Source organism: Paractinoplanes brasiliensis, assembly GCF_004362215.1.
Lineage (GTDB): Bacteria > Actinomycetota > Actinomycetes > Mycobacteriales > Micromonosporaceae > Actinoplanes > Actinoplanes brasiliensis.
This window is the reverse complement of the sequence record NZ_SNWR01000001.1, coordinates 85,535-100,366: the sequence shown is the minus strand read 5'-3', so window position 1 is coordinate 100,366 and position 14,832 is coordinate 85,535. Positions and strand designations below refer to the sequence as shown.

The following is a 14,832-nucleotide window of genomic DNA, read 5'->3' as shown; positions in this document are numbered from 1 at the left end:
GTGGTTCGTTCCCCGGCCCGTCGGCGGATGCAGCCGGAAGAACTTTTTTCTCGCCGCATCCAATCGCCGCCGGGCCGGCGAAGGACCGGGCGTACCGAATCAACGACCTTCCCCTCACAGGAGATCTGATGCGCATCTCGCCCTTCCGCCGCGTCGCCGCGCTCGGCGCCGTCACCCTGATCGGCTTCGGCGTCGCCGGGGCGCTGGGTTCCGCGCCGGCCTACGCCAAGGCGAACTCCGAGGTCACGGTGGTGCACGGCATCCCCGGCCAGGCGGTGGACGTCTACGTCAACGGTGAGAAGACCATCCCGGACTTCCAGCCCGGCAAGGTCGCCGGCCCGCTGAGCCTGCCCGCCGGCGAGTACGACATCGCCCTGACCGAGCCCGGCGAGGCCATCGGCAGCGCCCTGCTCAAGGTCGACAACGCGGAGGTTCCCGGCGACGCGAACATCAGCCTGGTCGCCCACCTGAGCGCCGACGGCGAGCCGGCGCTGACGCCGTTCGCCAACGACACCGCCAAGCTGGCGGCCGGCAAGACCCGCCTGATCGTGCGGCACGCCGCGGCCGCCCCGGCCGTGGACATCCGGGCCGGTGGACAGCCCGTCTTCGAGGACGTGACCAACGGTGAGGAGGGCAAGGCCGACCTGGACGCGGGCACGGTCTCGGCCGACGTGGTGCTGGCCGGCACCGGCACCCGGGTGCTCGGCCCGGCCGACCTCGACCTCAAGGAGGGGGCCGCGACCATCGTGTACGCGGTCGGCTCGGCCGAGGACGAGACCCTGGACATCGTCTCGCAGTCGATCACCGGGCTGCACTCGGCGCCGGACGGCGTGCCCAGCGGCGACGGCGGCCAGGCCGACGGCAACGGCTCGCTGCCCTGGTACGCCGCCGCGACCGGCCTCCTGCTGGCCCTGTTCGGCCTCACCCGGCTGGCGACCAGCCGGCGATGAGCTCACTTCGCGGCACGCCCCGGACCCGTCCGGGGCGTGCCCTTTCCCTCACCCTGTTCGGCGTGGCGCTGGCCGTCACCGGTGGCGTGGTTGCCTGCCAGTCGCAGCCGGCCGCCGACTTCGGCGACCCGGCGGTCATGATGCCGTCCTCCGCGCCGGCTTCCGGCCCGGCAGCGCGAGTGCCGATCCAGGACGGCGCACCGGCCAAGGCCGGCGACTCCGACGTGCCGTCCCGCCTGCGCGTCCCCGCCCTCGACCTGGACGCGGCCGTCGACGCGGTCGGCATCGACGCCAGGACCGGCGACTTCGCCGTACCGCCCAGCGTCGACAAGGTCGGCTGGTACCGGTACGGGCCGGGTTTCTCGGCGCCGGCCGGTTCCATCGTCATCGCTGGGCACGTGGACAGCGCGGCCGAGGGCAAGGGCGCCTTCTTCAAGCTCGGCACGCTGAACGCGGGGGACGCCGTGACCCTCGTCGGCCCGGACGGCCGGGACCGCCGGTTCGAGGTGGTCGCCCGCGAGCGGTACCGCAAAACCGCCATCCCGCTGGAGAAGTACTTCGCCCGCGACGGCGCCGCCCGGCTCACCCTGATCACTTGCGGCGGGCCGTTCGACGCCGAGACCAGGCACTATCGCGACAACGTCGTCGTCACGGCGGTGGCCCGGTCCTGAGGGGTTACTTCACGAGGGCCGGTTCGACGCGGGTCAGCGCGGGGATCTCCTCCGGCCGGACCGGCTTCGCGAACAGGTAACCCTGGCCGTAGTCGCAGCCCATGGCGGTCAGCACCGCGCGCTGACCATGGTCCTCGATACCCTCGGCGACCACCCGCAGCTCGAAGTTGTGGGCCAGGGCCACGATCGTCTCGACCAGGACGCGCTGTTTCTCGCTGTGCAGCACGTCGTCGATGAACGACTTGTCGATCTTCAGTACGTCGACCGGCATCTCCCGCAGGTAGCTCAGCGACGAGTAGCCGGTGCCGAAGTCGTCGATCGCCATCCGCACGCCCAGCGCCCGCAGCGTGCGCAGGTCGGCCCAGACCTGGTCGGCGTCGCGCAGAACCAGGCTCTCGGTGATCTCGAGCAGCAGGCGTGGCGGCTCGACCCCGGCCTCGGTGAGCGCGGCGCGGACCCGGTCGACGAAACCGGGGGTGCGGAACTGCCGCGCCGACACGTTGACGCTGACGTAGCTCGGGCTCCCGGACGGGTCGTCGGCGTGCCACCGGGCGAACTGCGCCAGCGATTCCCGCAACACCCAGTTGCCGATCGCGACGATGGCGCCGCTCTCCTCGGCGAGCTCGATGAAGTGGTACGGGCCGAGCAGGCCGCGCGTCGGGTGCTGCCATCGGACCAGCGCCTCGACACCCTCGACCCGGTTGGTCCGCAGGTTGACGATCGGCTGGTACAGCAGCCGGAACTGCTCGGCGTCGATCGCGTCGAGCAGCGCGACCCGGGTCTCCAGGCGCTGGGCCATGTCGGTGTGCAGTTCGCCGCGGTAGCGCTGCCAGGTCCCCTTGTCGGCGCCCTTGGCCTGGTGCAGCGCCAGATCGGCGTGCCGCAGCAGCTCGGGGCCGCTGTGGGCGTCCCGGCTGCTCGCCACCCCGACGCTGCAGGCGCCGCTGACGATGTGGGTGCGGCCCGAGCCGTCGCTGACCTCGACCGGCGCGGCCAGCGCGGCGACGATGCGCGCGGCCAGCTCCTCGGCTTCCGACGCGTCGGTGATCCGCTCGGCCAGGACGGCGAACTCGTCGGCGCCCAGCCGCGCGGCCGTCCGTCCCGTCCCCACCGCCTCGGTGATCCGCTTGGCCACGATGACCAGCAGCTCGTCGCCGACGGCGTGGCCGAGGGTGTCGTTGACCTCCTTGAAGTCGTCGACGTCGACGAAGAGCACAGCCAGCTCGGCGTCGTCGCGCTGCGCTTCCCCGTACGCCTGTTCCAGCCGGTCGCGGAACAGCACGCGGTTGGCCATGCCGGTGAGCTCGTCGTAGAACGCCAGCTGGTACAGGTCCTTCTCGAGCACGTAACGGTCGGTCATGTCCCGGATCGTCAGCACCAGACCCCGTACGGTGGGGTCGTCCCGAAGGTCGCGGGCGGTGAAGTCGACGTGCAGCGAGCGTCCGTCGGCACAGACGGCTGTCACGTCGAGCCCGTCGAGGTCGAGCGGGCGCCCGGCCCGGATGCCGGCGAGGATCCGGCCCAGCGCCACGGGCTGGTCGGTCAGCGTCGCCAGCGGCATGCCGGTCAGGTCGGGGTAGCCGAACACCCCGGCGGCCGACGGGCTGGCGTACCGGATCCGGTCCTCGTCGTCCACGATCAGGATGACGTCGGACGCGTTGTGGATGAGGGTGCGGAAATAGGCCTCGGTGTCGCGGCGGCTCACCTCACCGGTCAGGTTGATCCGCTCGAGCACCACGGCCACCTGGTCGAACAGCGCCTCGAACGAGGGCCGCAGCTCCCGCAGGACGAACAACGGCGCCGCCACGAGCACCGTGACGACCCGTGGGTTCTCGCCCGGAAGTTCCATCGTCGCGTACGCGACGTGGTCGTACTCCGGGGGCACCGGCAGTTCGGGCACGTCGGCGACCGGGGCCACCCGGACGCCGCGGCCCGGTGGCAGGCCGACGCTCTCGAGCAGCCGTACGTGACACGGCTGGCTCGCCGGCATCAGGGTGGCCACGGCCTGCCGCACCGACTGGACCGCGTCCTGCTCGGTGGCGGCGGAGGAGAGCAGCGCCCCGGCTTCGCGCAGGGCCAGTTCCCGGTCGCGGGCCCGGCGGTTGACGTTGGCCAGGCCGTTGACCCGGGCCAGCACCAGCACGAACATGAGCGCCGAGGCGGCGGCGATGACCGGCAGGTCGGTCGTGAGCGGTCCCAGCTCGTCGTCATCGAGGCCTTGCGCCCACTGCAGCAGGAGCACCACCGGAGCGATCAGCGCAGCCGACGCCATCCAGATGATCCGCCGCGGCGAGCTGTCGGCGCCGCTGGACGGCGACGGCTCGGTGAGCTCGCGCATCGACGGCAGCAGCCCGGCGAAGCCCACGGCCGCGTAGAACACGATCCAGCCCAGGTCGACCGGGCCGCCCAGGACCCAGGCGCTGTTGAGCTGCGACTGGCCGTAGAAGACGTCGGACAGCAACAGGCCCACGATGCCGGTGCCGATCGCTGTCAGCGCACCCGGTCGCCGCCCCGAGGTGGTGATGATCCGCAGCATCATCGCCAGCGCGAGCACGTCGCCCACCGGATACGCGATCGAGGCCAGCTTCTGCAGCATCGACAGCTCTTCCGAGCGGGTGAACGGCGCGATCCAGTAGATCCAGGCCAGCAGCCCGAAGCCGACCGTCGGCACCAGCGCGTCCAGCAGGGCGGTCCGGTTGCCGCCGCCGGAGCGGGCCCGCACGAAGTACAGGAAGCCGACGGTGAGCAGCGGATAAACCAGCAGGTAGAGCGCGTCGTTGACACCCGGATAGGGCGGTTGGTGCCCGCGCGCGAGGATCAGGTTGTAGAGCGAGTCACCCGTGGTGAAACAGACGATCGCGAGCGCGATGAGATACCACGGCAGCTGCCGGGACGGCCGGTTCAGCCGTACGCCGGCCACGATCGCGGCGGCGCTGGAGTACCCGAGCGCGGCCCAGGTGTACAGGTGGGCCTCTGGGAACGCGTAGTACGCCGCGGCGACGACCACGACCCAGCCCGCGTAACACGCATAGGCGGTTCGCGAGGTCATTCGCGCTCCCATCCGGCTCGTACGGAAAGTCCCTCAGGAGCAGAATCGGCCGGTCAGCCGATTGTCTGAGTGTGACCGACGTGTGCGGTACCACAGTCGGCGCTGCCCGTGCGCCTGGTTCTCATGTTCTGCGTCACCCGTCCGAGAGCCCCCATGCTTCTCGTGCCCAACGCGTCGATGAGCCGGACCCGCCGACCAGCACCGTGCTGCCGCCCGCGATGCCGGCGACCGCCTCGTCCGCGCCCTGAATGATCATCGGCCCGCTCCTCGGGCACACCCGCCGCCCACTGACCGGCGCCGGACGAAGGCTCGCACACCGCGACCGTAGGACAGCTGCTTGACGCAGGCGATCCGCCGCCTGCCCCCGTCAGGCCGAGCCGCGGTGGACCAGGCGGGTCGGCAGGATGAGCGGCGTCCGGTCGCGCCCGGCGATCAGGTCGAGCAGCATCCGCGTCATCTCCTTGCCCAGCGCCTGAATGGACTGGTGCACCGTCGTCAGCGGCGGGCCGGTGCGCCGGGCGATGCCCAGGTCGTCGAAGCCCACCACGGCCACGTCGCCCGGCACGGACCGGCCCGCCTCGCTCAGCACCCGCAACGCCCCGGCCGCCATGTTGTCGCTCGCGGCGAACACCGCGTCGAGGTCGGGATGACGCTCGAGCAGGGTCCGCATGGCGGCAGCGCCCGCCGTCTCGGTGAAATCGCCTTCGGCCATCCCGTACGGGGTGAGGCCAGCCATGATCATCGCCTCCCGGTACCCGCGGTGCCGGGTCTCGCCGGCCTCGGTTCCCGGCTGCCCCATGATCGTGACGATCCGGGTGCGGCCGAGGCCGATCAGGTGCTCGGTGGCGGCCCGCGCCCCGCCGAGGTTGTCGGAGTCGACATACCACCGCGGCTCCATCCGCGGCGGCCGCCCGCCGTAGACCGCCGGCAACCCGGCCTCCCGCACCACCGTGTGCAGCGGGTCGTTCTCACCCATGGCCATCAGCATGATCCCGTCGACGCCCCTGGTGCGCAGCAGGTTGGTCAGGCGGGTGCGGCCCCGCCCGGCGCTGGCCAGCGACAGCAAAAGGTGCAGGTCGGTCTCCTCCAGCACCGCCGACACACCCACGATGACCTGGGCGTAGAACGGATCGGCGAACAGCTCCGGATCGTCGTGCGACACGGCCAGCGCGACGATCCCGGTCTGCTGCTTGGCCAGGGCCCGAGCCGTCCGGTTGGGCAGGTAGCCCATCTCCTTGACGGCACGTTCGACGGCCTCGCGGGTGGTCCGGCTGACGTGTGGCGCCTGGTTGATGACCCGCGACGCGGCCGACCGGGACACCCCGGCCCGCGCAGCCACCTCATCCAGCGTGGGCTGCCGCCGCACGGCCTCCGCCCTCGCACCCTCGCCCCGCGGCTGCTCTCCCTCTGAACCCAAGCCCTGGCTCGGTCCGGGTCGCCGGCGAGGTGTCCCCGCCCTGGCGCCTTCGCTTCGCGGTTTTTCTGCTCCCGCGTCCGTGTCGTGGCCGGCGGTGGGTTGTTGGTGCGCTGCCTCTGTCTGCGAGCCCTCGTTTCGGACCGAGGGGGGCCGCCGGCGCGTTGCCGGTGCTGCCCGGACCGGGACGGGTCGCCGGGGCGGTGTTTCTGCCACCATGTCGAGGGCGCTCCTGCCTGCTGTCGTGGCGACGTCGCTGCCGGTCGCCGAACGCATCGTAACGATTTCCGGAATCGCCCAGACTGCTGGAAGCGGTCCCAGGCATTCACGACAAACTATTGACTAATCGGGAACCACTGTCGAGCATGTGAAGACCACCGATTGATGACTCTCGCTGGAAGCGCTTCCAGTTCGATCATCGGGCTTCCCACCGAGGCCCCGGCATCCGCACGCTCAGGAGACCCGTCCCATGACACGATCGATCCGTCCCCGCACCCTCGTCGCCGCCCTGGCGCTGGCCATCCCCACCGTGCTGCTCGGCGCGCCCGCCGCCCACGCGGGCCCCATCGACCAGACCAGCGGCTTCTACGTCAACCCGCAGTCCAGCCCAGCCGCCTGGGTCGCCGCCAACCCCGGCGACGGGCGGGCCGGCGCCATCCGCTCCCAGATCGCCCAGCGGCCCATGGCCAGCTGGTTCGGCAACTGGAGCGGCGACATCTCGCAGGCCGTCGGACGCTATGTCGGGGCCGCCGACGCCGTCGACAAACTGCCCATCCTGGTCGCCTACAACATCCCCGGGCGCGACGCCTGCGGCGGGCACTCCGGCGGCGGCGCCGGAAGCGTCGGCGGCTACGACTCGTGGATCTCGTCGTTCGCCTCCGCGATCGGCAACCGTCCCGCCGTCGTGGTGCTCGAACCGGACTCGCTGGGTGACTTCGGCTGCATGAGCCAGTCCCAGATCAACGACCGGCTCGGGATGCTGTCGCGGGCGGTCGCCCAGTTCCGGTCCAAGGCGCCCAACACCTGGGCCTATCTCGACGCGGGCAACCCCGGCTGGGTCGACGCCAACACGATGGCGCAGCGCCTGAACTCCGCCGGTGTCGCCAACGCCCGCGGGTTCGCGCTCAACGTGTCGAACTACTTCCCGACCTCGGACAACGCCAACTACGGCAACCGGGTCGCCGCCGCCCTGCGCAACTACGGCTACAGCAAGCCGTTCGTGATCGACACCAGCCGCAACGGCAACGGCTCGAACGGCGAATGGTGCAACCCGGCCGGCCGTCGGATCGGCACGCCCACCCAGCTCGGCGGGGGAGCGGAAATGCTCCTCTGGCTCAAGACGCCGGGCGAGTCAGACGGCAACTGCGGCGTCGGCGGCGGCTCCTCCGCCGGCCAGTTCCTGCCGGAGGTCGCGTACAAGTTGATCTACGGCTACTGACTCGTGTCACCGGTAGCGCCGGCCGGGTGCCGCACCCGGCCGGCGCGTCCTCGTCTCGGTCATCGCGCTCTTCGGCACACTCGGCGGAATGCTGCGGGTCGCGCTGGTGTCCCCGGCCGGGCGCACTACCTCGATCCGGCTCTTCACGGTCGGCGCGGCGCTGACCCTGGCCGCCGACGTTGCCGGCGCACTGACGGGCGACGGCCAACGGCGAACGCCCCGACCGGCCCAACGTGATCTTCATGGCCGCGTACGCCGTCTTCGGCGCGGCCGCGCTCCACCCGTCGAGCACCCTGCTGGCCGTGCCCGGCCGCGCTCCCGACGACGACCTCACCCCGCCCGCCTCACCTACTTCGGGCCGACGCTGTTGCTCACCCCTGCCCGCCGACGGCATCCTGGTCACGTTGTCGTCGGCCGCCCTGGTCCCGCTGGTCGGCCCGGCTCGCGGCCCGCCACCGCCCGGCCGCCGGGATCTGTGACGTCATGTTCGTCGCGCGGCCCTCGCAATGTGGTGCTGATCTGTTTCGACGCGTCGACGAGCCGGAGCAGCCGGGAGCCGGCCGGGAAACGGGCCACCGCAGCTCGGCTGCGTGCCATCCGGCCGGCCGCCCGGACGTAGTGTTGCCTGGCAGGCTGCGGAGGGAGTCGCCGATGGCACAGTTCACCGTCGTTCAAGAGGTCGACGCCCCCGCCGAAGCCGTGTGGGCGACGCTGGTCGACTGGCCCCGACACGGCGATTGGGCGCCGCTGACCGTGGTGCGGCGGCTTCCCGGGCCTTCGGAGGGCGCAGGCGCCGGCTTCGTGGCCCGCACGGGCGTGGGGCCGCTGGCGTTCAACGACCCGATGACCGTAACCGCCTGGCAACCGCCCAAGGACAACCGGGTGGCGCGCTGCGAGGTGGTCAAGTCGGGCCGGGTCGTCCACGGACGGGCCTGGTTCACGGTGACGCCGTTGCCGGGAGATCGGTGCCGCGTCGTCTGGTTCGAGGACGTGACCGTGTCGCCCCGGGCCCTCACCCGCTACGCCGCCCCGCTGCTCTCCGTCGCCGGCCGGCTCGGCTTCGCCACCACCCTGCGCGCCCTGGCTCGCGACGTCGAACGCGCCACCCCCGCCACCCCGTAGCCTGTGTCCCAGCCCGGTGTGCGCCCGCCCGTGCTGTGGTTGGGCTTCGGCCCCGTCTTGCGCGTACCGGCCCGCAACACCCCCGCCGCCCCGTAAGTGCCGCCCGCGGTGCAGTCGTTCCGTGTGGGCCGGCGGGTGATATCGGATGGGCTGTCCGCGCCACTCCGCAGGCGCCGTCTGTGGTGCCGGCCAGATTTCGCAGTCATTCCGCGGTGCTGGCTGCGCCGAACGCGCCGCCCACGCCAACTCTTGAGCGCAGTCGGCCCTTTGGCGGCGGCTGGCCGGGTCAAGGGGGCCGCAGGTTCAAATCCTGCGAAGCCCTCGCCTTCTGGTCAGGCTGACAGTTCCGGGCAAGGCCCGAGCTCGCCGGAGTGGAGGCATTGCTGGATCTGTGGTTGCCGGTCTGGACTTCCGGGGCCGAGCGCAACTGCCCGCTATGTCGCCTCGGGTTGCGTCAGGGCGCTGGCGGACCGCACGAATTCGGGTACGAGCGGGTTCGGGTCGGCCGCCCGGACGGCCACGACCACCTGACACGGCTCGACGCCATCGAGGGCCACGGTCGTCAGGCCCGGGCGTAGCGTGTGGCGGTGGTCGCCGGCTGGGACGACGGCGACGGCGGTGCCGTCGGCGATGGCTTCGAGCTTGTCCTGGTACGTTTCGGCCAACGTGGGACCGAGCTGGGCCGGTTCGCCGTCCGGCCGGGGTTCGAGCCGCCAGAACGTCGTCCACTCGGCGCCCATGCCGGTGCAGCCCACGAGCCGCTCGGCGGCGATGTCCTCGGCCGTGACCACGTCCTTGCCGGCGAACGGGTGCGACGCGGACACGAGCAGGACCCGCGCCTCGTCGTACAGGACCGTCACCTGGAGGTCCTCGGCCGGGATCGGCAGCGGGGTGCGGGTGACCAGGGCGTCGACCCGCCGGTCGAGCAGGGTAGCGGCGTCCTGGGCGGCGAGATGACGGGTACGGACGTGCGCGTCGGGGAAGCGGTGGCGCAGGTCGCGGACCGCCGACGTAACGACGAGATCTTCAGCGTACCCGATGGTGATCGTGCGCGACGGCGCCGCGGCCACCGCGGCCTGAATCGCCCGCTCGGCTTCCCGTAGCAGGCGCTGAGCCTGAGGCATGAAGGCGGCGCCGGCGGCGGTGAGGCGGCTGCCCTGGGTGGTGCGCTCGAGCAGCCGTACGCCGAGCACGTTTTCCAGACGCTGGATCTGCCGGCTCAGCGACGGCTGGGCCACGCGCAGCTCATCGGCCGCGCGGGCGAAGTTCAGCTGCTCGGCGACAACCGTGAAGTACCGCACCAGCCGCAGGTCCAGATCGGGAAGCATGACCCCAAAGCTAGCTCCCGTTATGCATTTCCCGCATTACGAGGTGCGGTACAGGTCTTGGACGACGAGGCCGCCCCGTTGGTGTCATTGCGGGTATGACCATTGCTTTCGTCCACGGCGTCCCGGTGACCACCGCGGTCTGGACGCCTCTGATCGGTGAGCTGCCCGCGGCCCAGCAGGCGCAGGTGGTCCGGTTGTCGCCGCCGGGCTTCGGCGCTGCCCTCCCAGCCGGCTTCGGCGCTACCTTCCTCGACTACCGCGACTGGCTGATCGGGGAGCTGACCCGGCTGGAAACACCCGTCGACCTGGTCGGGCACAGCCTCGCCGGCGGGTACGTGCTGGAGGCCACGATGGCCCGCCCCGACCTGGTACGCAGCTGGGTCTGCGACACCATCGGCGGATACGAGCCGGACTACGCGTGGCACGAAACCGCCAAGATCTGGCAGACACCCGGGGACGGCGAACGCCATGTCGAGGAGACCTTCGCGGGTGACGTGGCCCAACGGACAGCGCGGATGAACGCGTGGGGCATCCCCTCGCCGACGGCCGGTGAAGTGGCCCTCGCGCAGGGCCCCGAGATGGGCCGGGCCATCCTGTCGCTGTACCGTTCGCTGCCCGGCAACACGCTGGTCCAGCGCGGACGCGACCTGCCCGCAGCCGCCGCCCGGCCCGGTCTCGTACCGGTGGCCACCGGCGACGACACCGGCGGCAGCGTCGCCCTGCGCCACCGCGCCGCCCAGCGGGCCGGCGCCCGCGCCGTCGACCTCGACGGGCTCGGTCACTGGTGGATGCTGGAGGACCCGGCGCGGGCCGCCCGCATGCTGACATCCTTCTGGACCGGGCTGTGACCATGCACATCCCGGATCAGACCGGCCGCACCGCGATAATCACCGGCGGCAGCAGCGGCATCGGCAAGGCCGCCGCTACCGAGCTGGCCGCCAAGGGCGCACGCGTCATCGTTGCGGTACGCGACCAGACCCGCGGCCGCGCGGCCGCCGCCGAGATCGGCGCCCGTGCGGAGTCCCGCCCGCTCGACCTCGCTTCCCTGACCTCGATACGTGAGTTCGCCGCAATGATCGACGGCCCGATCGACTATCTGATCAACAACGCCGGCTTCATGACCGCCACCCGGCGCGCGACCGCCGACGGTTTCGAAGGACAGTTCGGCGTCAACCATCTCGGGCACTTCGCCTTGACAAACCTGCTCGTCGGCCGGATCACCGGACGGGTGGTCACGGTGACCTCGCGCAACTACCGCAACGCTCACATCGACTTCGACGACCTGCAATGGGAGCGGCGGCCCTACCGCCCGTTCGGCGCCTACGGGCAGACGAAGCTGGCCAACATGTTGTTCACCCGCGAGCTGCAACGCCGCCTGATCGAGGCCGGCTCACCGGTCCGGGCCACCGCGGCGGAACCCGGCTGGGCCGCCACCGGATTCACGATGACCACCGGCCGGCGGATCCTCGACCGCATGCTCGTGCTGGGTACACGGCTCCTGGCCCAGAGCGCCGAGGGCGGTGCCCGCCCGACACTGCTGGCCACCGTGGGTGAGGTGCCCGGAGCCAGTCTCTCGAGTCCCGGTCTGTTCGGCGTGCGCGGTGCGGCCGCCCTCGCAAAGGTGTCCGGCGAAGCGCTCGACGACGATATCGCAAGACGACTGTGGGAGGTCTCCCAGCGCCTCACCGGCACCGAATTTCCACTGTCGGCCGGCGTTTGAGCCAGCCCGCGCCCGATACAGCACAATATCGGAGACCGACACGGCGACGCCCGAGCCGCCGGCGAGATCGGTTCGGCGAACGCCCGGGCACGCGCGGCCACCAGCACCTGCGGCTGGCCGGACACACCCCGCAACGGATCCGGGCGTATGGGCGCGGCCGCGTCCTCGAGCGTTTCCTTGCGACGATCACTTACCTTTCCGGTGTGGACGTCGATGCGCTCCGGAATGGTTGGCCCGCAGCGGTTCTGAGCGGGCGCTACACCTTTCGCACCAGGCGGCGCGACGACCTCGCCGAGTCCCTCGCCGACGTGGTGCGCGAGGTCAGCATGGACGCCTTGAACCCCCGCACCAGCAAGCAGTTGCACGTGTGCGTCGCCGGCCGGCCCGTCATGGCGGTGCTGCGGAATCCGGCCGCGCGCCGCACTCAACTGCCGCCCGGTCCGAAGCTCTACCAGTTCGACCCGCCTGGCCCGCTGCTCACCCTGCTGTCGCGGGACGATCCGGCTGTCCCGCTGTCGCACCCGACCGGCGCGTTCGGGTGGCTGACCTGGTGGGCGGCGGGGCACCGAGCTCCGACGGCGGCACATCCGGGCTCACGTGCCGCCCGCGTCAGGGCACGGACGGTGGACGTGCTGGACAACCGGCTGAACGTCATCATCGGCCGGCTTCAGCTCACCGACGGCCCGCTCATGCGCGCCCGGATCCGGATCCATGATCCGGCGGGCCGGCTGCTCGGCGAAATGCGCGAGACGGCGGCGTCGAGCGTACGCTCGTGGCTGCCGATGAACTCCAAGGCGGGGGCGGCCAGGTTCACCTTCACCGTCGACGGGCAACCGGTGGCTCAGATTCGTCAGCGGTTCCGCGCCTGGCATTACACGTACGAGTTCGATGTCACCCGGCTCGCCGGCCGGCTGGATCCCCGCCTGGTGCTCGCCTGCGGCGTCCGGCAACTCGCCTACCACAGCACCTACTGACCGAAGGCCTGAATCGCACAGTCGGGCAGGCTATCGAGCATCCGGCCGGCGAGCGGCCGTTTCGAGTACCGCGTCGGTGGCGGCGTCGAGGCTCTGCACGATCCAGTGCTCGAGACTCGCTGTGGTGCGCTCCGCCGCTGTCTGCCAACGCAACCGCCGCTCCTCCGTACTGAAGCGGGGCCGGCCGGCGGGCGGCCCGGAGGTTCCGGCGTAGCTCGTTGCGCGACCAGCCGCGCTTCGGCCCGATCCAGCCATCGATCCTGCTGTTCGGCGGGCAGGCCGGCCACCTCGGCGTGGTGCTGGAAGCTCAACGCGGCACGCCGGCGGGCCGGCGCGAAACGGCGGGTGACCGGGCCGGGGAGCGAAAGTCTAGGGGATGTCTTACTCCCGGCGATGGATATTGATCCGGCTGGACCCCCCGAAGTCCACGTTGAGAGGGTGAGATCAATGGGTCACAAGTTCACGATGATCTTGAACCGGGAGATCACGGAAGAGGAGTCGACGCTGCTGAAGGAGACGGCGCTGGGTGCCACCTTCGGGTCCGACACGCTGCCGACCGATGCGAGCGTCCCGGTGACGAAGCTGGACTTCGACGACGACGTCTCGCCGACGCTTGCCGAGTCGATCGAGGCCGCCCTGGCCGCCGTCACCAGCATCCCGGAGCTGCGGGTTCCCGGCCTGACCGTCGAGCCGGTCGTCAAGCCCGCCGCCGAGCAGGAGGGTGTGATCGAGGGCGACCTGGCAGACGAGGATCCGGTCACCGAGGACGCGGCCGCCGGCAACTAGCCGAAGGAGGCCTTGGTGAGAGCGGTGCTTGACGCCCTCGAAGGGGGCTCGGCCGAAGACGTGGCGGCTCTGCCGTTGCCGGAGAGCTATCGGGCCGCCGTCATTCTGGCCGGTGAGACCGAGATGTTCGCCGGCATGGCGACCCGCGACCGGGATCCTTCGAAGTCGATTCACGTGCGGTCGGTGCCGACTCCCCAGGTCGGCGCCGACGAGGTCCTGGTGGCCGTGATGGCCAGCTGTGTCAACTACAACACCGTGTGGTCGGCGATTTTCGAGCCGATGCCCACGTTCGGCTTCCTGCGCCGGTACGCCAAGTCGGTGGCCGGTGCGGAGAAGCACGACCAGCCGTTCCACGTGCTCGGCTCGGATCTGTCGGGCGTCGTCCTGCGGACGGGGGTCGCGGTCCGAAACGTACGCCCGGGTGACCGCGTCGTGGCGCACTGCCTCAACGTCGAGCTGACCGCCCCGGAAGGGCACGCCGACTCGATGCTCGACCCGGAGCAACGCATCTGGGGTTACGAGACCAACTACGGCGGGATGGGGGAGCTGGCCCTGGTCAAGGCCAACCAGCTGATGCCCAAACCGGCCCACCTGACGTGGGAGGAGGCCGCCTCGTCCGGGCTCGTGCACTCGACGGCGTACCGGCAGCTGGTCTCGCCCAACGGCGCACGGATGAAGCAGGGGGACGTAGTCCTGATCTGGGGTGCGGCCGGTGGTCTCGGCTCGTACGCGACCCAGCTCGTGCTCAACGGCGGCGGCATCCCGGTCTGCGTCGTTTCCAGCCCCCGCAAGGCGGAACTGGTCCGCTCGATGGGCGCCACGCTTGTCATCGACCGCAGCGCGGAGCTGTTCCAGTTCTGGGACGACGAGAACACCCAGAACCCGGGCGAATGGAAGCGTCTCGGCGCCCGGATCCGCGAGCTCACCGGCGGCGACGACCCGGACATCGTGTTCGAGCACCCCGGCCGGGAGACGTTCGGGGCCAGCGTCTATGTGGCGCGCCGTGGCGGCACGGTGGTCACCTGCGCGTCCACGTCGGGGCACGAGCACATGTACGACAACCGGCACCTGTGGATGCGGCTCAAGCGGATCATCGGCACCCACTTCGCCAACTACCGGGAGGCCTGGGAGGCCAACCGGCTGATCGCCCGCGGCATGGTGCACCCCACCCTGTCGTCGGTGTTCGACCTGGACTCGACCGGTGTCGCGGTCAGCCGGGTCCACGCCAACAGCCACGAAGGCAAGATCGCGGTGCTCTGCGGGGCGCCGGAGCCGGGCCTTGGTGTCGAGGATGCCGAAATGCGTGAGCGGCACCTTCCGGCGATCAACCGTTTCCGTATCTGAACAAGTTTCTCACCGCCGCAGGCACAACCAAGAGGG

14 protein-coding genes are annotated in these 14,832 nt (G+C 71.1%); 10 read left to right on the top strand and 4 right to left on the bottom strand.

Annotated elements, in window-relative coordinates; translation table 11 throughout:
- Window positions 1-128 precede the first annotated feature (128 nt).
- Window positions 129-950, top strand: coding sequence for a DUF4397 domain-containing protein (locus C8E87_RS00365; protein ID WP_133871205.1), 822 nt, complete (start codon window positions 129-131; stop codon window positions 948-950).
- Window positions 947-1,621, top strand: a complete 675-nt coding sequence (locus tag C8E87_RS00360; protein WP_133871204.1) for a class F sortase — start codon at window positions 947-949, stop codon at window positions 1,619-1,621. The genes C8E87_RS00365 and C8E87_RS00360 overlap by 4 nt, the downstream gene beginning before the upstream one ends.
- Window positions 1,622-1,625: 4 nt before the next feature.
- On the opposite strand, the gene C8E87_RS00355 is transcribed toward C8E87_RS00360, so the two are convergent.
- The 3 genes from C8E87_RS00355 to C8E87_RS00350 form a co-directional block, all read right to left on the bottom strand.
- Window positions 1,626-4,670: a putative bifunctional diguanylate cyclase/phosphodiesterase gene (locus C8E87_RS00355; RefSeq protein ID WP_133871203.1), complete on the bottom strand. Its 3,045-nt coding sequence runs from the start codon at window positions 4,668-4,670 to the stop codon at window positions 1,626-1,628.
- A gap of 133 nt (window positions 4,671-4,803) precedes the next feature.
- Window positions 4,804-4,926, bottom strand: a complete 123-nt coding sequence (locus C8E87_RS46220) for a hypothetical protein (protein WP_275409159.1) — start codon at window positions 4,924-4,926, stop codon at window positions 4,804-4,806.
- 111 nt (window positions 4,927-5,037) lie between these two features.
- Window positions 5,038-6,009 (bottom strand): LacI family DNA-binding transcriptional regulator, encoded by a 972-nt coding sequence (locus C8E87_RS00350; RefSeq protein WP_239080637.1) that lies wholly within the window; start codon window positions 6,007-6,009, stop codon window positions 5,038-5,040.
- 544 nt (window positions 6,010-6,553) lie between these two features.
- On the opposite strand from C8E87_RS00350, the gene C8E87_RS00345 reads away from it, so the two are divergent.
- The 3 genes from C8E87_RS00345 (at window position 6,554) to C8E87_RS00335 (ending at window position 8,644) form a co-directional block, all read left to right on the top strand.
- Window positions 6,554-7,522: a glycoside hydrolase family 6 protein gene (locus C8E87_RS00345; RefSeq protein WP_133871202.1), complete on the top strand. Its 969-nt coding sequence runs from the start codon at window positions 6,554-6,556 to the stop codon at window positions 7,520-7,522.
- A 242-nt stretch (window positions 7,523-7,764) separates the two neighbouring features.
- Entirely contained in the window at window positions 7,765-8,001 is a 237-nt protein-coding gene (locus C8E87_RS00340) for a hypothetical protein (RefSeq protein WP_133871201.1), read from the top strand.
- Between the two features lie 172 nt (window positions 8,002-8,173).
- Window positions 8,174-8,644 (top strand): SRPBCC family protein, encoded by a 471-nt coding sequence (locus C8E87_RS00335; RefSeq protein WP_133871200.1) that lies wholly within the window; start codon window positions 8,174-8,176, stop codon window positions 8,642-8,644.
- 434 nt (window positions 8,645-9,078) lie between these two features.
- Here C8E87_RS00335 and C8E87_RS00330 read toward each other — a convergent pair whose 3' ends face one another.
- Entirely contained in the window at window positions 9,079-9,972 is an 894-nt protein-coding gene (locus C8E87_RS00330; protein WP_133871199.1) for a LysR family transcriptional regulator, read from the bottom strand.
- 95 nt (window positions 9,973-10,067) lie between these two features.
- Between C8E87_RS00330 and C8E87_RS00325 the strand changes: the two genes are divergently transcribed.
- The 5 genes from C8E87_RS00325 (at window position 10,068) to ccrA (ending at window position 14,796) form a co-directional block, all read left to right on the top strand.
- Window positions 10,068-10,820, top strand: a complete 753-nt coding sequence (locus tag C8E87_RS00325) for an alpha/beta fold hydrolase (protein WP_133871198.1) — start codon at window positions 10,068-10,070, stop codon at window positions 10,818-10,820.
- Between the two features lie 2 nt (window positions 10,821-10,822).
- On the top strand, window positions 10,823-11,692 hold the full coding sequence (locus tag C8E87_RS00320; RefSeq protein ID WP_133871197.1) for an oxidoreductase: 870 nt from the start codon (window positions 10,823-10,825) through the stop codon (window positions 11,690-11,692).
- A 203-nt stretch (window positions 11,693-11,895) separates the two neighbouring features.
- Complete coding sequence (locus tag C8E87_RS00315) at window positions 11,896-12,666, top strand: hypothetical protein (protein ID WP_133871196.1); 771 nt, start codon at window positions 11,896-11,898, stop codon at window positions 12,664-12,666.
- 447 nt (window positions 12,667-13,113) lie between these two features.
- Window positions 13,114-13,452, top strand: a complete 339-nt coding sequence (locus C8E87_RS00305; protein WP_133871195.1) for a hypothetical protein — start codon at window positions 13,114-13,116, stop codon at window positions 13,450-13,452.
- Between the two features lie 15 nt (window positions 13,453-13,467).
- Complete coding sequence (ccrA, locus tag C8E87_RS00300; protein WP_133871194.1) at window positions 13,468-14,796, top strand: crotonyl-CoA carboxylase/reductase; 1,329 nt, start codon at window positions 13,468-13,470, stop codon at window positions 14,794-14,796.
- The last annotated feature ends 36 nt before the right edge of the window (window positions 14,797-14,832 follow it).